The organism is Streptomyces sp. NPDC046900, assembly GCF_040644975.1.
GTDB lineage: Bacteria > Actinomycetota > Actinomycetes > Streptomycetales > Streptomycetaceae > Streptomyces.
In genome coordinates this window covers 145,033-164,056 of record NZ_JBEYXD010000017.1, presented here as the reverse complement: position 1 = coordinate 164,056, position 19,024 = coordinate 145,033, and the positions used below count along the sequence as shown (strand labels likewise).

Sequence of the window (19,024 nt, the reverse complement as noted above, 5' to 3'; positions counted from 1 at the left end):
CCAACTCCCCGGCCCATTCCCCCTGCATGCCTACAAGACTGGCCCCGACTCCACCGAGCCGGGGCCAGAACCCGAGATTTTCAGCAGTCTTCTAGCTGAAGCCGTCCATGGCCCAGCCGCTGAAGGAGCCCCAGAAGGCATGGCGCTGGGCCTTGGTGAGGCGTTCGGCAGTGGTGTCCGGAGGGCGTGTGACTGCTGGGGGTCTCGTGGCTGATTGCTCGTTGACCGTCACAGGGACCTCGTTTCGGCTCGGATGGTGAGGGTGTGGGGACGGGGGTCGGTGATCTGCGGTCCGTCGCAGGTCAGCCGGCGTGGGTGACGTGGGAGAGGAACGAGCTGAGCCCGGCTTGCATGCTGGCGTAGTCGGCGGCCGGCCCTGCTGATGCCTTGCGCAGCCGGTCCCTGACGGGCTCCAGGAGGGTGTCGATGGAGCGTTTCGCCGCCAGGGGGTGGGCAGTGATCGAGGCGACGAGGGTGGTGATCGTGTCGTCCAGTTCGACTTCGGGCACACAAGCGGTGGCCAGCCCGAGTCGTAGTGCTTCGGGGCCGTCGACGAGACGTCCGGTGAACAGCAGGTCGCGGGCCGTAGCGGGGCCCGTGAGGAGGGCGATGCGGGCGGCGAAGGCGGGCGGTACGAGGATGCCCCAGCGGGCGATGGGCATGCCGAGCTGCGCGTTGTCGGCGACGATCCGCAGATCGCAGGCGCAGGCGAGCTGGCAGCCCGCGCCGGCGGCGGTGCCATGGATACTGGCGATGACGGGGACCGGTAGGCATTCGACGGCGGTCAGCGCGTTCTCCATTGAGGCGAAACTGGCGTCGATGTCGGCGGGGTCGGCCGAGAGCCATTCGCGCATGTCGGAGCCGGCACTGAAGAAGGTGGAACCGGCGCCGGACAGGATCACGGCGCGCAGGGTGCGGTCGTCGGCCAGGTCCTCGAACAGCGCGGCCAGCGCATCCCAGTCGCGGGTGGCCAGCGCGTTGCCCCGGCGGCCGGTGCCGACCCGTACGGTGGCGATGTCGCGGTCGCGCCGGAGGCGGACCGCGCCCGAGCCGCTCATCGCACGGCTCCCGCGGCGTGCAGCTGGGCGATCTCGTCGGGACTGTAGCCGGTCTCGGCGAGCACGTCGTCGGTGTGCTGGCCGTGCAGTGGGGGCGCCGTGCGGATGCGGGCCGGTGTGGCGCTGAGCTTCAGCGGGGAGCCGACCACGGACAGCCGGCCTGCCGTCGGGTGCTGCAGAACGGAGACCATCTCGCGTGCCACTGACTGCGGGCTCGTGAGGGCCTGTTCGACGGTGCTGATCGGTGCGCAGGGCACTCCGGCGGCCTCCAGTGCTTCGGTCCACTCAGCGGTGCTGCGGCGGGCGAGGGCCGTCTCCAACAGAGGAATGAGCTGTTCGCGGTGGCGGACCCGGTCGGGATTGGTGGCGAAGCGTGGATCACCGGCGAGGTCTGGGGCGCCCAACACTTCGGCGAAGCGCTGCCACAGTTTGTCGTTTCCGGCGGCGACCATCAGGTGGCCGTCGGCGGCGGCCAGTGCCTGGTAGGGGACGATCGTGGGGTGGGCCGAGCCATGGGGACGGGGGGTGTGGCCAGTGGCGAAGTAGCCGCCGGCCACATAGGTGAGCCAGGCCAGTTGCCCGTCGAGCAGTGAGACGTCGACGTGCTGGCCGCGGCCCTCGGTTCCGCGTGCGAGCAGGGCGGCGAGAATGCCGATGGTGGCCCACATGCCGGCGCCGATGTCGGCGGAGGCGATGCCGGGGCGCAGCGGCGGCCCGCAGGGCTCGCCGGTGATGCTCATCATGCCGCTCTGCGCCTGGGCGATGGCGTCGTATCCGGGCCGTGAGGCCCAGGGGCCGGTCTGGCCGTAGCCGGATATGGAGGCGTAGACCAGGCGCGGATTGCGTGCGGACAGTTCCCGGTAGCCGAGCCCGAGGCGGTCGGCGGTGCCGGGGCGGAAGTTCTCCACGAGTACGTCGGCGCGGTCTGCGAGGCGCAGCACGAACTCGCGGCCCTGATCCGTCTTGAGGTCGACGCACACACCGCGCTTGTTGCGGTTGGCGGCCAGGAAGTAGGCGGCCTCGGTGCCCTGGAACGGCGGGCCCCACAGGCGGGTGTCGTCGCCGTCCTTCGTGTCCTCGACCTTGACGACGTCGGCGCCGAGGTCGGCGAGGACCATGGTGGCGAAGGGGCCGGACAGGATCCGTGAGAGATCCAGGACGCGGATTCCGGTCAGGGGGCCGGGACCGGTGGGCGTCGTGGCGGAACCTGGTGTGCTGGGGGGCTTCTGCGGCGGGGACCCGGGTGTTTCGGTCGATGTCATGCCGGACTGGGTGCCTTTCTGGGGAGGGCGTGGTCTCGGCAGTTTCTAAATTGGATGGACCACTGGACCACTGGACCGGTGAGCTAGAGTGTTCAGTCGGGGCTGAACAGCTGTCAAGGGGCAGCTCTGAGGTTCGGGGGCCCCATCCGGGAAGGGACCTGCGCCTGTGACTGAGTCGCTGCGCCCGCTGGCACGGCCCCGCCTCTACGAGCAGGTGGTCGCCAGACTGCGGGAGTACGTGGAGCGCGAACACCTGCACGCGGGGGACAATCTGCCCCCGGAGCGTGAGCTGGCGGACCGGCTGGGCGTCAGCCGCACTTCGGTCCGGCAGGCCATCGTCGCCCTTGAGGTGCAGGGCCTGGTCGCGGTGCGGCACGGTGGTGGCACGTACCTGCTGCGTGACCGGCTTGACGCCGAACCCCTGGAGGCGATGATCGACCGGCGGCGCCGGCTGCCGGACGTCCTGGACGCCCGGGACGCTCTGGAGACAAAACTTGCCGCGCTCGCGGCTGTACGCCGCACTGACGAGGATCTTCAGGAGATCGATGCGGCCCTGATGGCCATGGCCGAGGCCATCGACCGCGGCGAACTCGGCATCTCCGAGGACAAGCGCTTCCATGCCGCTGTCACCGCGGCCGCCCACAGTCCGCTGCTCGGCGCCTTCATGGCGGAGATCGCGTTGCCCATCGCCGAGAGCCGCGCCGAGTCACTGCGTCAGCCCGGCCGCCCGGCGCTGTCGCTGGACCAGCACCGCGGCATTGCCGAGGCGGTACGCGCGGGCGACCAGGAGGCTGCCGCGCACGCGATGCACCACCATGTGGTGACCGTCGGCCACGTCAAATTGCTGGACTGGCAGGCAGAGGCCACGGATTGAGCAGAGGAGGCCCAAGCCCCAAGAGATGACGCGGCGGTCGTGATGAGCAGCGCTAGCGCGATTCACCAGTCGAAGCGTGCTTGACCTGCCGACGGGTCTGTGGCGCCAGGTACGCGCCACCCGGAAGGACCACCCTCGGCAGAGCCTCCCGCTCAGCAGTTGGTGTGGTTGTGTGCGGCGTTCCATGCCGCCGGCCACTCCCTCGATGCGTCCGCCATTTTGATGCCGATCTCCCAGGTGGTGGCCGAGCGGCCAGCGCGGTGGGCCGCTCGGTGTCGAGGGAGGTGTGACCAGCTGCCTGGTCAGGGCGAGGGCGTGGATCGGGCGCTGGGAGAGGCGCTCGGCGCAGTAAGCCGACGCAGGAAACCTGGTTCCCCTGGTTCACTCCACACCGCGACGGTGGCATCGAAGTGCCCGGCGCGTGCTCAGGATGGATCCTTCCGCCTGGCCAAGGCAGGCACCCAAAGTCACCCAGCTTGCGGGCTGCCCGTCGATGTAGTCGCGGGGCGTTCGGCAAGTTCCTCATGCAGCCGCGGCTGGCCGGTTGGTGAAGTACCGCCGCCCAAGGCCGCGCACCCTCTTGACATGCTCGCAGTCGGGTAGCACGCTCACCGCGATTCGTTCATTGGTTCAGTGGTTCAACCAATTGCTCCGGGAGTCGTCATGCCCGCACCTGAGTCCTCCGCCAGCCGTGAAGCGACGTACAGACACCGCCGCCGCGCCGTGGTCGCCAGCACGGTGGGCACCGCGATCGAGTGGTACGACTTCTTCCTCTACGGAACGGCCGCCGCTCTGGTCTTCCCCCATGTGTTCTTCCCCGGGGCGGACGCGTACACCGGGGTCATCGCCTCGTTCGGCACGCAGTTCGTCGGTTTCGCGGCCCGTCCGCTGGGGGCCGCGATCTTCGGGCACGTCGGAGACCGGATCGGTCGCAAGTCCACACTCGTGACCACCCTCGTCCTGATGGGGGTCAGCACCTTCCTCATCGGCGTGCTGCCGGGCTACGCCTCCATTGGCCTTGCCGCACCCGTACTGCTGGTCGTGTTGCGGATCGCCCAGGGCATCGGCGTTGGCGGTGAGTGGGGTGGCTCGGTCCTGATGTCGATGGAATGGGGTGACGAGCGCCGCCGCGGGCTGATGGCGAGTTGGCCGCAACTCGGCGTGCCGCTCGGTCTTCTCGCCTCGACCGGCATGGTCAAGATGACGAACGCCGTGTCCGGCGGCGGCTTCGACAGCTGGGGCTGGCGGATACCCTTCCTCGCCAGCGTCGTGCTGATCGGCATCGGACTCTACGTGCGGCTGCGCGTGCTGGAGAGTCCGGCCTTCACCGACCTCAAGCGGGAGCGCGTGGTGGTGCGCCAGCCGGTCTGGAGCGTGTTGCGGCACCAGCCGCGCACGGTCCTGACCTCCGCCTTCGTCCGGATGTCGGAGCAGGCACCCTTCTACCTCTTCATCACCTTCGTGCTCACCTACGGCACCCAGAAGCTCAGTCTTTCCAAAGGCGACCTGCTGAACGACACGCTCATTGCGGCAGCCGTCGGGCTGATCAGCGTCCCGCTCTTCGGCCACCTCTCCGACCGTTTCGGGCGGCGCCTGGTCTACGGCATCGGCATCTTGTGTACCGGGCTGTATGCGTTCCCGTACTTCGGCTTGCTCAACACGGGCAGCTCCGGTCTCGTCCTCCTCGCGATCGTGCTTTCCCTGGTCTTCCACGACATTCAGTACGGGCCCCAGGCCGCACTGATCGCCGAGGGATTCGGGACGAACGTCCGCTACAGCGGCGCCGGGATCGGGTATCAGCTCGCCTCGGTGATAGCGGGCGGACCGGCGCCGCTCATCGCGGCGGCGATCCTCGAGCACACCGGCTCCAGCACGGGAATCAGCTGGTACATCGTCGGCTGCTGCGCCGTCGCCATGATCGCGCTGCTGCTCATGCCACGCCAGGTGCCGTTGGTCACGGCCTCGCACGAGACGGTTCCGTCGCGTACCACCGCCGCGCCGTCGCCGGGGGAGCACTGACCTGACCAAGGCGGCACGGGTTTTGACCCTGCGCTTGCCGAAAACCTCATCCGCACAGTTCAGGCGGCTCTACCGCAGCTGGTCGTCTCCTCGGAGCGCGACGAGCCGGTTGTGATGTACCTGCGCAAGCAGGGCCCGGGTCTGGTCAGCGCCGCCGGCATCGTGCCCCCGGCCGGTGTCGACGTGCACAACCCCGAGCTCGTCCTCGCCACGCTCAACGGCGAGGGCAGGCTCGGCCGAGAGTGTGCGGGATCCAGGCCGTCCTCGTCCAGGCCGAGCAGAGTAGTCGCACGAGCACAAGGACCGATGGTGTCGTATCGGTGTGGGGGAGCGTCGTCCCAGGTCAGGACCTGTGCAGCCATTCTGGAGCGGTACGGGTGATCGGATGCGCTACCGGTTCCCTCGGGCGGTTCAGGATGCGCTTGGTCAACATGGCAATACTCCGGTTGGAACGCCAGAACGGGCGGCGTTTCCGCCAGCTGGGACGGGTGGGAGCAACCAGTGATGGGTGAGCCCCGTGCGGCCTCACAGAGGGTGCCCCTCGCACGACTCTTCCGCCGGGGCGGTGCTGTGCATCCGGGCGGTGGCCCGTGGGGCAGGCGGCCGGCGTCGCGTCAGTGGTCCTGGGGCATCTGGTCATCACGATCGGGGCCGCTCGGGCCCAGCCGCACACAGCATTCTCCGGGCTCGGGGGCCAGGGTGGCCTGAACCCCGTTGACCTCAAGGCCCTTCAGGTAGCCGGACAGGAACGCCTGGTTCATGCCGCACACGAGGTCGGGGGCCTTCGCGGCCAGTGGGTGGAAGGGGCAGTTGCGCAGCCGGAGCCGGGTCGGGGTTTCCCGTACGGGTTCGTAGCCGTACTCCTCCAGCAGGTGCTCACAGGCGGTCAGTCCGCGCTCGGGGCCCAAGCGGCCCGGGCGGGTTTCATCCCGTGCGGCCTCGCCCATCTGCCGGCCGCGCTGCTCGGCGGTCCGTACGGCCGCCTGCGCGGCGTTTTCGTCGGCGCCCTCGGTCAGGACGGCGTCCAGGAGGAACTCCGCCAGGAGTGCGTGGCGCCGGTCGGGGATGTTCACGGTGATCTGGGTGTCGGAGGGCTCGTACACCTTCGGCCGCCTGCCGACCTTCCGAATCCCCCCGGGCGTCTCGTAGCGGGCGCGCAGCAGGCCGGCGTCGACGAGCTTGTCGAGGTGGAAGGCGGCCAGCTTGCGGGAAATGCCGACGCTTGCGGCGGCCTCGTCGCGGGTCACGGCCCGGCGGGCACGCCGGACGAAGACGAACATGCGCCGCCGCGAGTCCTCGCTCAGGACGCTGACGGCATCGATGGCGGTGCTGGCCGAGTCGGCCGGCGGAGTCGAGTCAGAAGCCACCAGACCACGATAACTCCCACTCACGTAGACCCAAAAGTTCTTTTGGCTGCCTGGACAGCACACCTTGACGCACCTCCCTAATAAGACCAAGATGCGTTGGCGAAACTATGGGAGGTTGCGATGGTCGATGAGTCACAGCTTCAGGCGAAGCGCCCTGTCAGCGCCTCGCTCGCCGGCCCGTACGGCCACCCGTTCCACCCGATCCTGGTGACCGTGCCGATCGGCGCCTGGGTGACCAGCCTGGTGTTCGACATCGCTTCTCACGTCGTCAACCGTCCGGGCTTCCTGACCCAGGGCTCGGAGTGGCTGATCGCCGTAGGCGTGATCGGGGCCCTGCTGGCGGCCATGGTCGGATTCCTCGACCTGTTCGCGATTCCGCCCGGCACCCCGGCCTTTCGCACCGCCCTGGTCCACATGACGCTGAACGTGCTGGTGACCGCCGCCTACGCCGTCAACTTCCTCTGGCGCTACAGCACCTACACCAGCGGCGGGAGTGTCGGCCTCGGACGGCTCGTCATGTCCGCACTCAGCATGGCGGCTCTGGGCGTCTCGGGATTTCTGGGCGGCAAGCTCGCATACCGCTACGGCGTACGGGTCGCCGACGAGAGCACCCAGGCCGAGGGCTACACACCTGACCGAAAGCGCAACGCCCGCTCTGCCATGTGATCCGGCCCGCCCACCCTCCACGGCGGCCGGTGCCGTCCGGCTGCCTTCGACATCGTCATCACTTCGGAGTTCCCCATGGACATCGCCGCACTGATCACCTGGGTGGTCACCGCCCTCGGCGGCTTCCACATGCTCGGCACCTGGATCCAACGTGGCGGCATCCGGCAGCAGCAAACCGGCACCAGCCGCCTGCCCGCACCGGCCGTCTTCGGGCACTTCGCCCTCGCCGCGATCGGACTGGTGGTCTGGATCATCTATGTGGTGGCCGACAAGAGCGCCCTGGCCTGGACCGCGTTCGGTCTGCTTCTGCCGGTCGCCCTGCTGGGATTCGTGATGCTGGCCCGCTGGATCCCCGTCTACCGCAACCGCACCGCGGCGCCGGCCGACACCGCGGCTCAGGGGACCGAAAGGACCGTCCCTGCCGAACGGCACTTCCCGCTCGCGGTGGTGGTCGCACATGGCCTGCTCGCGGTGGTCACCCTGGTCTTGGTCCTGCTCACTGCCCTGGGAATCGGCGGCAGCTGACATGACCGAGCGCCCGCACCGCACCGCCGCCCGAATGGACCTGCACAACGAGGAACCGACGGCACCCGCACGGGCCGCCCTGCGGGTCGTCCATCAGCCCGCCGGTATCGACCTGGCCGCCGCGGAAGAAGCGGCCGGCCAGTTCCTCACCGCGCTCGGCATCTCCACCGACTCCCAAAGCCTGCGCGGCACACCGGGCCGGATGGCCCGCGCGTATGCCGAACTGTTCAGCCCGCGTGCCTTCGACCTGACCACCTTTCCCAACGACGAGGGCTACGACGAACTCGTCCTTGCCCGCCGCATACCCGTCCGGTCGGTGTGTGAGCACCATCTGCTGCCGTTCGTCGGTACCGCCCACGTCGGCTATCTGCCCGGCGCCCGCATTCTGGGCCTGTCCAAGCTGGCTCGCGTCGTCGAGCACTTCGCCTGCCGACCCCAGGTCCAGGAACGCCTGACCAAGCAGGTCGCCGACTGGCTGCAGACCCACCTGGAGCCCAAGGGTGTCGGCGTGGTGATCGAGGCCGAGCACTCCTGCATGACCCTGCGCGGCGTCCAGGCCACCGGCTCCAGCACCATGACCTCCACCCTGCTCGGCCTGCTGCGGTCCGACTCCCGCTCCCGCAGCGAATTCCTCGCCCTGACCGGCGCCACCTCCTGACCGGCAACGCCGCGCACAGCCCGGCCTGACCTCGGAAGACCACAGCGCATGGAAATCTGGATCAACCCAGCCTGCTCCAAGTGCAGTTCCGCACTGTCCCTGCTGGACGCAGAGGGCGCCCAATACACAGTGCGGCGCTACCTGGAACAGCCACCGACCACAGAGGAGCTCGAGCAGGTACTGGACCGGCTGCACCTGGAGCCCTGGGACATCACCCGGATGGGAGAACCAGCCGCGGCCGACCTGGGCATGGACACCTGGCCGCGGGACGCGGCGCACCGCGACCGCTGGATCACAGCCCTGGCCACCCAGCCCCTCCTCATCCAACGCCCGATCATCACCGCGGACGACGGGACGGCGGTCGTGGGCCGATCACCTGACGCCGTACGGTCAGTCCTGCGCTGACCCGGCACGATACGGACACACGATCCAACCAACCTTCGCTGACCTGAGCCTGGAACCGGTGTCAGTGCTGCCGAAGCCGCAGGTCGCGTGATCACCGCGGTGCTCTGCCCAGCGATCGCAGACATCCGCCGTCTACAGCGAACAGTCACAGCGCACACGATCGGCCGCCGCAGGTGCCCGTCAACCGCGGCAGGGCGCCGCCGTCTGGTGCGGCAGGCTGCTCCTGGGTGGCGGGTGGTAGCTGGGTGCGGGCCTGGTGTGGGCGGTGTTCGTTGTATCGGTAGACCGTCCGCAGCAGCGTGGCCACCACACTGATGAGTGCCTGCTCGGCCCTGCGGCGGCGCTCCAGCAGCCAGTGCGGGAAGTAACTCCCGCTCCGCAGCTTGGGGATGGCCGGCTCGACCGTTCCCGCCCTCGTGTCCCACTCGCGCGGGCGCTAGCCGTTGTGGTGGTTGACTCCCTCCTCGCCGACCTGCCCGTATTCGGCGTTGCAGAGGGCGTCGGCCTCCGGAGACATGAGCGCGTCGGCGAATGTTTTGACCATCGCGCGCAGCAGGTCGGGACTCGCCGCGACAAGGTTGTCTTCCGCGGGACATGTAGGGGCACACTGTCTGGTGCGGTCATGGTGCTGATCTCCTTCGTGACTCGACATCTCGAAGATCAGCCGGTGGCCGTTCATCTATGCGGGCATCAGCCAGAAGCCGGAGCAAACCCCCGGATCAGGTCGAACCGTACACCACTTCACTGGACGCAACCGCCGTCACCGCCGCGGCCTGCGGCGAGGGACTTTTCGAGCGGCACAGGATGACGGGTCGGCATAGCGCAGCAGTACGCCCACACGCTCGCGCAGGCGCAGCTGCTCTTCGGGCACCAGGACCAGTTCGGCCCTCGTGCTCACGAGGGCGCGGGTCAGGGCCGCGTCGGCCCGTTCCTCGCGGACGTCCCGTACGCCGTAGGAGCGCAGTTCCTGTTCGGTGAAGGCGAGTTGACGGGGGTCCGGACCGACCCACAAGCGCAGCCTCGACTCGGGATGGTCGTTGAGGAACAGTGCTCTGACCTGGCCGCGCTGCAGGGCCGATATGGCGGCGGAGAGGCCTTCGGCCGAGGCCCCGTCGCGTGCCTGCTGTGCGAGGAAAGCATCCAGCAGGGTCCGGTCATGCGCCGTCATGCGACCGCCGAAGAGGCTTTCGAGCCGGTGTTCCATGAGCGCCCGCCCCGGCGTCGACTCGCCCACGCCTACCACCGCGGTGACCTGCCCGCGCAGGGAGGCGGGAAGCCGGCGGATGAGGATGCCGCGGGCCCAGATGTCTCCCGCGACGACCACTTCTTCGGCGCCGATGCGCCGTGCGTGGCCCTCCAGCTCCCGGCCGATCACTTCAGAGGCGTGCAGCCAGTCGGCAACGGGGACGTCCTCGTGCAGGCGGTGCGCCGGCGTGACCTTGGTCAGGGGCCATGTGCCGACCTCCGCGTCGACACGCACGGTGCCGGTAGCGTCCGTTGAGTGACGGCCGCTGTAGTGGACGTGGATCGCCAGGTACGGGAGTCCAGGTGCGTGCTGGATGATCAGCGGCATGGTGTCCGGCAGCGTGCCGAAGTGCGCTGTGTTCCGCGCGGGCGGAGTGGGCAGCTCGTCCAGCAGTGCCAGTCGGCCATGCGCCGTGAACATGGCCTGCCCGTGAGTGCCGGGGACATCGGTGTCGCAGCCCACCATGCGCGTCACCGCGGTGATGGAGCCCTGGTCCGCTCCCTCGGACATCAGGGCGTCTCGCAGATGCCGCCAACGCAGTGCTATGGCGGCGTCGGGATCCTCGATGGCGCTGTCGCGAGACGTGTCCAGATACACCGACGCGAAGGGGCCGGACTGCTTGTACAGGGGTTCGAGAAAGGAAAGTCTCATGGCCACTCCCAGGACGCTGTCGACCCCTTCAGGACGGAACGACCGAAGCGCCATGATGCGTAGGGGCGTCGCGGCCGGCGGACCGCCAGCAGCCGACACGATCTCACTCTCGTTGGGGGTCTCGTTCGGAATGGGAATGGTCTCGGCTTGCATCCGGACACCGGGGCTGCCGCACGTCCCGCAGCGAGATCGGTGGGTGGTGGTCTGCGTGTGCCGGGCCGGGCTTGATGCCTCTCGGCAGAGGACGTCGCGGGACGACTCTGCGGCGACCCGTGCGTGCCGGTATGCGCGCAACGTGGCGGCGAACCGCGCTGGCGGAATGGCCTCGATCGACGGCTAAGGGGCGGAAGCGTCCGGTTTCCGCTGCGGACGAGGGCCGCGTGAGACGCCGGACCGGGACCACCAGGACTCGGGGATCTCGATGCCGTCTCGCTTGACGCCGGACAGTTCTGCCTCGATCACGTACGCGTCATCGATCTTTCTCATGTCCTCCGCGGGTCGCCCAGCCCAGTGCCGTCGGCGCGGCCGCGCCGGTTTGCAGGAGCCGGTTCATCCGCTCGCCGAGTTCGTCGAACTCGGCGGTGACCGGTTCACCGAGTCCAAGGGCATGGAACGGTCATCGCGGTTCATCTCCGGGAACAGTGGTATTCAGGTCACTTTCCATGGTGCACGTCCCCGCGCAACCGGGCGACTCCTTCACCAGCCGTCCCGTTGACGCTGCCCTTTGTTGCCGCCCGCTCATGCGCCAGCGAGGGGCGGCCACGGGGGCGACGGCACGCGCGGCCCGCCAGATCGTCCGCGCCCGTGGGGGCCGCACGGATCGTGCTCGCCGTCCCTATGGCACCCCATGACTGGACCGAGCGGCTCGGCGAGGACGCCGACGAGCCGATATGCCTACACTCCCCGTGGAACTTCTTCGCGATCGGACAGTTCTACAAATTCGACTTCCCCCAGAGCGAAGGCAACGACGTCGTCGCCTGTCAGGAAGAGGCTCTCACCCTCCTGGTGAGCCCCCGCCGTACCGTGTCGGGCCACGCCGCGCCTGAGGACGGGGAGCTGGACAACCGGTCGGGCGCGATGGTGCTGCGCGGGGAGTTGACGGCTCCGAGGGTGCGACCGGCATCGTGGTGTCGCACACGGCAGTGGCAGTAGCCCGCGCAACCCGTTCGTGGCGGCCGGGTGTAAATGGGGCTATCGCCCCCTCCCGGACGGCCGCTGCGGCGATCAGGCTGGACAGGGACGACGGCAGGAAAACGAAGCATCGGACCGTCGCCGACACCGTGGCCGTCGGCTGCAGCAGGCCACGGGACAGTGCACCTGGTGGAGTACCGCAATGGCTGACCCGGCCGAGTGCGGCGCCCATGGGGCAAGCGAGCCCACGATCGCTCACCACCGTGCCGATTGGGCGAGGCGGCCCCTGCAACGACCGGATGCAAGAGGAGCACAGTGGAGGTGGGGGCGAGACAGCGTCCACCGCGCGACGCGCAGGTTGGAAGGAGACGCGACCATGACCACCCAGCACAGCACTGTCAGCGAAGTGATGACCCGCGATGTTGTCACCGTCCGCCCGGACACCTCGTTCAAGGAGATCACGTCCGTCCTGTCCAGCCACGGGATCAGCGCGGTGCCCGTGGCCGACGAGCATGGTGCGCCGTTGGGACTGGTGTCCGAAGCCGATCTACTCCGCAAGCAGGCCGAACAGCCCGACGAGTACGGTGGGCAGGCAGCACCGCCTGGGTGGCCGCATGAGAAGGCCAAGGCACGCGCGGAGAACGCCGCCGGGCTGATGACCACTCCCGTGGCCACCGCCCACACCGATTGGACGATCGCCGAGGCGGCCCGTGCGATGGACCGCCAGCACGTCAAGCGACTGGTGGTCGTGGACGAGACAGACCACATCGTCGGCATCGTCAGCCGCCCGGATCTGCTGCGCGTCTTCCTGCGCCCCGACGAGGAGATCCGCGAGGAGATCCGCGACGAAGTCCTCACAGCGATATTGCGGCTGACCGGACAGGAGGTGCAGGTCCAGGTTTACGATGGCGTCGTCACGCTGCGTGGCGAGGTCGAGAACCGCAGCACCGCCCAGATCGCCGAACGGCTTGCCAAGGGCGTGGACGGTGTGGTCACCGTCAGGCCGATGATCGACTACGCCATCGACGACAGGGCCGCAGAGGACCAACCACAGCCAGGCGCCGAGCGTATCGACCCCCGTCGCGGCGACGTGTAGTGCCTCCCGCGGGCCCCTGGATGCCGCGTGTGCGATGCGTCCGCGTTCTGGAGGACAGCCGGCGCGCCGGGTTCCGCGTGCCGGTCAGAGGCGCGGGGTCGACCGGCGTCGCGCTCGGTCCAGAGCTGAGGTTCGCCCTGGCCGAGTGAGCCCGCGCGTGCGAGGCGGTCGTGAAGACGACTGCGACGCCGAGTTCCGCTATGGCCGTGCGTCAGTAGACCTCGCGCCCGTGCAGTACTGCACTATGTGGCCTCTAAACTGGGCTTTTCCGCCACGTAGGTGCCGCGCTGGGGCACCGTGAAAACCTCCCCGGACTCCACCAGGACAGCGATAGCCCGCCGTACCGTGCTGCGTGCAAGCCCGTATTGCTGCACGAGCTGAGTCTCAGAAGCGATCGCGCGTCCTGGTGTCCAATCTCCTCGTCGGATACGCGCACGCAGAATCTCGGCGAGTTGCCGATACGGCGTGAGCGGGGCGCCGTGATCAATCTCCGCATCTGGATCAATGGCCATAGCTGGAAGCTAGGCGTACACCTTCGTAGCGGCACTTTGGGATACGTCTAGAGACGTAGCGATACAAGGCGATACTGTGCGGAGACAGAAAGGCCCCGCGGGTGCGGCGAACACCCCCGGGGCGTGGCCGATCGCTGAAAAGGAGCGAACGGCAATGCGAAGCCTGCCGGCGCTGATTCTCGGCTTCCGACGGACCGTCCTCGGAAAGTGCCGGGCGCAAGCCGTGCCGACGGTGCCGGTACGGACCCGCTCCGCTCCACGCTGCCGGCGTGCGTCGGACGTCATCGAAGCGGATTCCCTGCTGCTGGTGAAGCCGTACCTGGTGGCGCACGAACAGGCGCAAGAAAGGCGGCGCCGGCGGGAGAGGCGGCGCGCGGCAGTACTGGCAGTTGTGAGGCAGGACTATGTCCCGGCGGTGACCAAGTGACCCGCCTTCGGCGCCTCCCGTTCAACGGGCCTGAAGGCAAGCCCGCGTACATCCCTTCCAGCAACCCAGGCGATCCGCTCTCGCTGTTCGCAGACGCCATCGAGGCAGAACAACTAGAGGTAGGAGCGGCGGTGTTGGCGTTGGTGTGTCCCATGCTGGATGCGGCTTTGACCGCTGGTGAGGCCGTGTACATGCTGCGGCGTACGGCGGAGTGCCTCCGCGACGCGCTAGACGTGGCGGAGTCCCGTGGCCAGCGGCTGGGCCTGCACCGACTTCGTCAGACGCTCCGAGCACCTGTCCGTGTCGCTGCTGAAGAGCCGCTACGATCGAGGAACCGGGCAGGTCACCGGCCCCTCGCCCGCGGCCGGGCGAGCCGAGCGCGGGCCTGCGGACCGCGCTCGGGATCGGCACGCTCCTCAGGCCGTGCTCCCAGTCGTGCTACCCGCCGGCAGGCCGCGTGCCGGCGGCAGGATCAGGCGCGTTCCGCCGCGAGCGTGGCCAACTCGCGGTCCACCGCCTGCTGGTGCAGTTCGGCGTCCTCACGGGCCCGCTTGGGGCTCCAGCGCCCGGTCATCAGGAAGACGAACGGCAGAAACAGCACTTGGCCGCCGACGCAGATCCACCACCAGGTCCGCCACTGGCCCGGCCCGTCGTGCGCGGCCTTCTGCACCGTGGTCCCGTACTTCTTCAGCAGGTCGAGCTGTGGCTGCGCTTTCTGCACGGTGGCCAGGTCCGCGGCGCCGACCTCCTGCTGCGCCCGCGCGGCGATGTCCGGAGGCACCTTGCCCGGGGCGTACGAGCCGAGTTCGGCGAAGGTCTGCGGATGGGCGCTGACGATCGCGAGCGCGGGGGCGGCCTGCTTCTGAGCCACGGCGACCTCGGTGCCGTGGTCGACGAGCGGCGTGACCGAGGTGACCAGCACCGGGATGAACGCCGCGGAGACCGCGACGACCACGCGGATCGTCCACCCCCACACCGCGAGGCCGGTCGCGGTGGCGGCCGGGTTGTGCTTCTCGACGGTCTCGGTGAAGCTCGCCATCCACGGCGCGTAGGCGATGCCGCTGAACACGCCGATGGCCACGAACAGCCAGGCGAAGGTGTAGTAGTCGGTGGCCGGGTGGGTGGCGCGGGTCGCGAACACGGCCGTGGCGATGATCGAGCCGAGCGCGCCGATGATCATGAACGGCTTGCGGACCCTGATCCGGTCGGAGAGCAGGCCCACCACGACCAGCGCGATAGCGTTGGGGGCCCAGTACCAGTTGGCGACGGCGTTCGCCCGCTGCTCGCTGTAGCCGTAGGTGGTGGCGAAGAAGACCACGAAGTTGCCGACCGCGGCGAAGTACAGCAGTAGGTAGATGGAGATGGCCACGGCTGAGCCGGTGACGTCCAGCCGCAGCATCTGCCGCCATTCCCCTCGGCGGGCCAGCGCCGGGTCGATGCCCTTGGCGCGCGCCTCGACCAGCGCCCGGTCCCGCAGGGTGACCATGATCTGGTCGCGCAGGGCGGGTGACAGCTCGCGCAGCGCGAAGAGCGCGAACACGAACACCACGAAGCCGGAGAGCGCGGAGTAGCGCAGTTCGTCCTGCCAACTGGAGGTGTCCAGGGTGCTGCTGGTGACAACGGTGACGACCAGGCTGCCGACGACCGGGCCCATCGTCCAGGCGCCCATCGCCGTGGCCCGGCCCAACTGCGGTGAGAAGTCCCTGATCAGCGCGGGCGTGGCCACCAGCACCACGCCCTCGACAAAGCTGACCAGTGCGAACAGCACCAGGTACGTCGCCTTGCCGTCCACGTTGGGCAGCCCGAAGTACACCAGCAGCGAGGCGGCGAGCAGTCCGTAGACGACCATGTTGGCGCGGCCCCACCGGTCGGCGAGCCCGGCGGCGAGCGAGGCGAAGGCGCCGACGGCGTTGCCGATCACCGACACCCACACGAAGTAGCGGTAGGTCATGCCGAAGTGGGTGATGATCGACGTCGCGACCGCGTACTGAATGTAGAGCATGTAGTAGAGCACCACGGTGGTGACGACAACGATCGTCAGATACGCCAGCCGGCGCCCGGTGGCCGGATACGCGGTCAGGTCCCGGCGCAGCAGTCGGGCGAGTGTGCTACGGGCACCGGCGGCCGGGGCTGAGGGCCCCGGTCTGCCGTCGTCGAGTGACGTCGGAGTGGCGGACATACGGCTCCTCCAAACGTTGCAGGAATACCGGTGGGGTCGCCTCGGAACAACCAGAACTCGTACGGCGGGGTCCGAGTTGGGCCGAGGGTAGTACCGACCGGTCGGCATGCCTAGGGGGTGCGCGGCGCGCGTTCCCCGCCCCGAAATCCGGCCTCCCCGCCCCTTGATCCCCTTCGTGAGCCAGGGCGCATCCTTGACGCCGCGTATGCCCCGCTTCCGTAGGAGTCGCAACGGAACCCCGGCACCTCGCCCCTGAAGGCGACGATGTCGTCGTCCTCCCGGCCCGAGGATGTGCGGCGCGGCTTTTAGCCGGGCGGATGGGTCTAAACCACCTGGCTCTTGGTCTGGACCATTGACATGTGCATGAGCTGGACGTATGGAAGGCAGTGGATGGCGCAAGTTCCCATTCCTTCGCGTACGAGGAAGGGCTCCACATGTTCGGACCTTGCACCCGCGAATGGCCCCGGACCCTTACACGGCTGTTCGCACTGTTCGCTGTGCTGCTCGGCTTGCAGGCCGGCTCGGCACACGCCGCCCAGGCGGCGCCTGCCTTCAAGGTGATCGCCTTCTACGACGGGACCTATGACGCGGCGCACATCAGCTTCGTCCACGAGGCCAACTCCTGGTTCCCGCAGGCTGCCGCGCAGTACGGCTTTTCGTACACCTCGACCAACGACTGGAACCAGCTGAACACCGCCAACCTGGCCAACTACCAAGTGGTGATGTTCCTCGACAACTACCCCCACACCGCCGCGCAGCAGTCCGCGTTTCAGACGTACATGAACAACGGCGGCGGCTTCCTGGGTTTCCACGTCTCGGCCTTCAACACCGACAGCAGCGACTGGCCCTGGTACCACAACACCTTCCTTGGCACGGGCACCTTCCAGACCAACACCTGGGGGCCGACCTCCGAGACGCTGAGGATCGACGACTCCACTCACCCGGCGACGGCGGGCCTGCCGGCCACCATCAGCTCCTCGGTCAGCGAGTGGTACAGCTGGCAGTACGACCTGCGGCAGAACCCGGCCATCGACATCCTCGCGTCGATGGACCCCTCCACGTTTCCGGTCGGCACGGACCCCAACCAGTCGTGGTACGGCGGCTACTACCCGATCGTCTGGTCCAACCGCAACTACAAGATGATCTACGCCAACTTCGGCCACAACGCCATGGACTACTCCACCAACACCACCCTGTCCTCCACCTTCGCCAGCGCGCAGCAGAACCAGCTGCTCATACAGGGCCTGCGTTGGCTGGGTGGACAGTCAGGACCGATCACTCCGCCGCGCCCCACCGGTCCGATCCACGGATACGGCGGCAAGTGTGTGGACATCGCGGGTGCCAACAGCGCCAACGGCACGGCGGTGCAGCTGTACGACTGCAACGGCACGTCTGCGCAGAACTGGACGGTAGCCGGCGATGGCAGCCTGCAGGCACTCGGCAAGTGCATGGACGTCACCTCGGGAGGCACCGCGAACGGCACCAAGGTGCAGCTGTACGACTGCAACGGCACCGGCGCGCAGAAGTGGCAACCGGGCACGGCCGGCGCGCTGGTGAATCCGCAGTCCGGGAAGTGTCTGGACGCCACGGGCCCCAGCTCCGCCAACGGCACACGGCTGCAGATCTGGTCGTGCACCGGCGCGGCCAATCAGACCTGGACACTGCCTTCCTGACCGTCTGAGGGGCACACTGCCTGCTCCGTCGTGGACACGCAGCGGGCCGGCGCAGTTTGAACGACGGGGCGCCTACGAGAGGCAACGGCCGTCGGCTCACCTGCGTCAGCCCGTTGTCGGCGTTCCCTGGACTCCCCACGCCGTGTCACTTCGACGGCCATTCAAGAAGCCACGGCACAGGGAGCCATCTGCCGGCAGCAGTCGCTGACGAGGAGTCGGAAAAGGACGGTGGCCCGCTGGTTCAGGCGCGGCGTGGCCCCTGGCAGGCGTCCGTTACTGCCTGCGGGCGGCCGCCCAAGCCGAGGCGTAGCCGAAGCTGTTGAGGGCGCAGTGTACGACCATGGGTGCGATCAGGCTGCCGGACCGGCGGCGCAGTTCGCACAAGAGCACGCCGGCGATGCCCGTGCCGACGACGGCGGCGGCGACGGACCGGATGACGCCGGCTGTCCCGGCACCGAATACGCCTTCGGCCGCGGCGTTGGCCTTGGTGAGTCCCCGCGACGGGGGCACATGCCAGAAACCGAACAGAGCGGACGAGACCGCCGTGGCCCACACGGGGCCACGAAGCCGGATGATCAGGGCCCACAGGACGCCGCGGAAGCCCACCTCCTCCAGCAGTACCGTGCCGAACGGCACGCGCACCAGAACCCGGAACAACTGCTTCGCGGCAGAAAGACCGGCGGCGCGCTTGTCCTTGAAGGCCTCGTGGGTGAACGGCATGTGCCACGCGAGGAGGTAGACGGCGAGGACGGCCCCGGCCAGGACGAGGCCCCAGTCCAGCCCACGCTGCACCGAGACTGGACCGAGCCCCAGCTCCTCCCAGCTCACACCGGACCGGTGTGCGATCGTCACGAGCAGCGCGGCCGCGGTGACGCACACCGGGACGTACCAGTCGTCGGCCAGCACAGTGGTCAGCGTGCTCGCAGCCGCGAGCACGCTGACCGCGAGGAGCAGCGAATGCATGGTCTCTTCAGCATCCCTGACGCGCGGAGATCCGGCAGGTCACGACGCGCCGAGCAGACGAGCGCACCAGTACGGTTGGCCCGCGATGGACCAGTGCGGGCCGGGCTGGTGGTGACGAGCGCGACGATGCCACCAGACGAATGAGTGCCGTCGCGAATGTCCGGCCCGCGGTGGGGTGTGTGGTGGTGCCCAGGATTCGGCTGCGCCTCGTCGAATGCTTGATGACGGCGAAGAGGTACAGCTCGCTCCGGTCAGGGTCTCGCACAGGTCGCAGGCGAGCGGGGCCTCGGCCTGGCTGTCTCTTGCCGCGGG

The 19,024-nt window shown here is 68.6% G+C and carries 18 protein-coding genes and 2 pseudogenes; 11 read left to right on the top strand and 9 right to left on the bottom strand.

Translation table 11 applies throughout. The features are described from left to right. Nucleotides 1-302: 302 nt before the first annotated feature. Complete coding sequence (locus ABZ904_RS19740) at nucleotides 303-1,058, bottom strand: enoyl-CoA hydratase/isomerase family protein (RefSeq protein ID WP_361824700.1); 756 nt, start codon at nucleotides 1,056-1,058, stop codon at nucleotides 303-305. Further along, nucleotides 1,055-2,320, bottom strand: a complete 1,266-nt coding sequence (locus tag ABZ904_RS19735; protein WP_361824698.1) for a CaiB/BaiF CoA-transferase family protein — start codon at nucleotides 2,318-2,320, stop codon at nucleotides 1,055-1,057. The genes ABZ904_RS19740 and ABZ904_RS19735 overlap by 4 nt, the downstream gene beginning before the upstream one ends. A 166-nt stretch (nucleotides 2,321-2,486) precedes the next feature. Between ABZ904_RS19735 and ABZ904_RS19730 the strand changes: the two genes are divergently transcribed. The 3 genes and pseudogenes from ABZ904_RS19730 to ABZ904_RS19720 form a co-directional block, all read left to right on the top strand. Then, complete coding sequence (locus ABZ904_RS19730) at nucleotides 2,487-3,194, top strand: FadR/GntR family transcriptional regulator (protein WP_359393059.1); 708 nt, start codon at nucleotides 2,487-2,489, stop codon at nucleotides 3,192-3,194. Between the two features lie 663 nt (nucleotides 3,195-3,857). Beyond that, a complete protein-coding gene (locus tag ABZ904_RS19725) occupies nucleotides 3,858-5,213 on the top strand; it encodes an MFS transporter (protein WP_359393057.1) in 1,356 nt (451 codons plus the stop codon). Nucleotides 5,214-5,288: 75 nt separating this feature from the next. After that, a pseudogene (locus ABZ904_RS19720) lies at nucleotides 5,289-5,447 on the top strand (DNA-directed RNA polymerase subunit alpha); the annotation flags it as partial. 380 nt (nucleotides 5,448-5,827) lie between these two features. On the opposite strand, the gene ABZ904_RS19715 reads toward ABZ904_RS19720, so the two are convergent. Continuing rightward, nucleotides 5,828-6,580 carry a transcriptional regulator gene (locus tag ABZ904_RS19715; RefSeq protein ID WP_359393056.1) on the bottom strand — a complete coding sequence of 251 codons (753 nt, stop codon included), beginning with the start codon at nucleotides 6,578-6,580 and terminating at the stop codon, nucleotides 5,828-5,830. Between the two features lie 120 nt (nucleotides 6,581-6,700). Between ABZ904_RS19715 and ABZ904_RS19710 the strand changes: the two genes are divergently transcribed. The 4 genes from ABZ904_RS19710 to ABZ904_RS19695 all read left to right on the top strand — a co-directional run bounded on the left by ABZ904_RS19710 (nucleotide 6,701) and on the right by ABZ904_RS19695 (nucleotide 8,834). Continuing rightward, nucleotides 6,701-7,246: a DUF2231 domain-containing protein gene (locus ABZ904_RS19710; protein ID WP_359393054.1), complete on the top strand. Its 546-nt coding sequence runs from the start codon at nucleotides 6,701-6,703 to the stop codon at nucleotides 7,244-7,246. A 75-nt stretch (nucleotides 7,247-7,321) separates the two neighbouring features. Beyond that, nucleotides 7,322-7,771: a hypothetical protein gene (locus tag ABZ904_RS19705; protein WP_361824693.1), complete on the top strand. Its 450-nt coding sequence runs from the start codon at nucleotides 7,322-7,324 to the stop codon at nucleotides 7,769-7,771. Between the two features lie 34 nt (nucleotides 7,772-7,805). Next, complete coding sequence (gene folE / locus ABZ904_RS19700; protein ID WP_359393135.1) at nucleotides 7,806-8,429, top strand: GTP cyclohydrolase I FolE; 624 nt, start codon at nucleotides 7,806-7,808, stop codon at nucleotides 8,427-8,429. Nucleotides 8,430-8,477: 48 nt separating this feature from the next. After that, complete coding sequence (locus ABZ904_RS19695) at nucleotides 8,478-8,834, top strand: ArsC/Spx/MgsR family protein (protein WP_361824690.1); 357 nt, start codon at nucleotides 8,478-8,480, stop codon at nucleotides 8,832-8,834. 304 nt (nucleotides 8,835-9,138) lie between these two features. Here the strand turns inward: ABZ904_RS19695 and ABZ904_RS19690 are convergent. From ABZ904_RS19690 to ABZ904_RS19680, 3 genes and pseudogenes are all read right to left on the bottom strand, one after another. Beyond that, nucleotides 9,139-9,390: pseudogene (locus ABZ904_RS19690) on the bottom strand (transposase); the annotation flags it as partial. A gap of 204 nt (nucleotides 9,391-9,594) precedes the next feature. Continuing rightward, nucleotides 9,595-10,731, bottom strand: a complete 1,137-nt coding sequence (locus ABZ904_RS19685) for a hypothetical protein (RefSeq protein ID WP_359393048.1) — start codon at nucleotides 10,729-10,731, stop codon at nucleotides 9,595-9,597. 336 nt (nucleotides 10,732-11,067) lie between these two features. Further along, complete coding sequence (locus ABZ904_RS19680; protein ID WP_359393046.1) at nucleotides 11,068-11,217, bottom strand: Hsp20/alpha crystallin family protein; 150 nt, start codon at nucleotides 11,215-11,217, stop codon at nucleotides 11,068-11,070. Between the two features lie 318 nt (nucleotides 11,218-11,535). Between ABZ904_RS19680 and ABZ904_RS19675 the strand changes: the two genes are divergently transcribed. Continuing rightward, nucleotides 11,536-11,883, top strand: coding sequence for a hypothetical protein (locus tag ABZ904_RS19675; RefSeq protein ID WP_360998641.1), 348 nt, complete (start codon nucleotides 11,536-11,538; stop codon nucleotides 11,881-11,883). A 355-nt stretch (nucleotides 11,884-12,238) separates the two neighbouring features. After that, entirely contained in the window at nucleotides 12,239-12,958 is a 720-nt protein-coding gene (locus ABZ904_RS19670) for a CBS domain-containing protein (RefSeq protein ID WP_359393042.1), read from the top strand. Between the two features lie 242 nt (nucleotides 12,959-13,200). Here ABZ904_RS19670 and ABZ904_RS19665 read toward each other — a convergent pair whose 3' ends face one another. Then, nucleotides 13,201-13,470 (bottom strand): GntR family transcriptional regulator, encoded by a 270-nt coding sequence (locus ABZ904_RS19665; RefSeq protein WP_360998639.1) that lies wholly within the window; start codon nucleotides 13,468-13,470, stop codon nucleotides 13,201-13,203. A 154-nt stretch (nucleotides 13,471-13,624) separates the two neighbouring features. Here ABZ904_RS19665 and ABZ904_RS19660 point away from each other — a divergent pair, with 154 nt between their 5' ends. Continuing rightward, nucleotides 13,625-13,897, top strand: a complete 273-nt coding sequence (locus ABZ904_RS19660) for a hypothetical protein (RefSeq protein ID WP_360998637.1) — start codon at nucleotides 13,625-13,627, stop codon at nucleotides 13,895-13,897. A 472-nt stretch (nucleotides 13,898-14,369) separates the two neighbouring features. Here ABZ904_RS19660 and ABZ904_RS19655 read toward each other — a convergent pair whose 3' ends face one another. Beyond that, the gene (locus ABZ904_RS19655; protein ID WP_361824684.1) at nucleotides 14,370-16,076 is read right to left on the bottom strand and encodes an MFS transporter; all 1,707 of its coding nucleotides are present in this window, start codon (nucleotides 16,074-16,076) and stop codon (nucleotides 14,370-14,372) included. Nucleotides 16,077-16,510: 434 nt separating this feature from the next. Here ABZ904_RS19655 and ABZ904_RS19650 point away from each other — a divergent pair, with 434 nt between their 5' ends. Further along, nucleotides 16,511-17,749 carry a ThuA domain-containing protein gene (locus ABZ904_RS19650; protein ID WP_359393034.1) on the top strand — a complete coding sequence of 413 codons (1,239 nt, stop codon included), beginning with the start codon at nucleotides 16,511-16,513 and terminating at the stop codon, nucleotides 17,747-17,749. Nucleotides 17,750-18,022: 273 nt separating this feature from the next. Here the strand turns inward: ABZ904_RS19650 and ABZ904_RS19645 are convergent, their stop codons facing one another. Further along, on the bottom strand, nucleotides 18,023-18,712 hold the full coding sequence (locus ABZ904_RS19645) for a CPBP family intramembrane glutamic endopeptidase (protein ID WP_361824681.1): 690 nt from the start codon (nucleotides 18,710-18,712) through the stop codon (nucleotides 18,023-18,025). Between the last annotated feature and the right edge of the window lie 312 nt (nucleotides 18,713-19,024).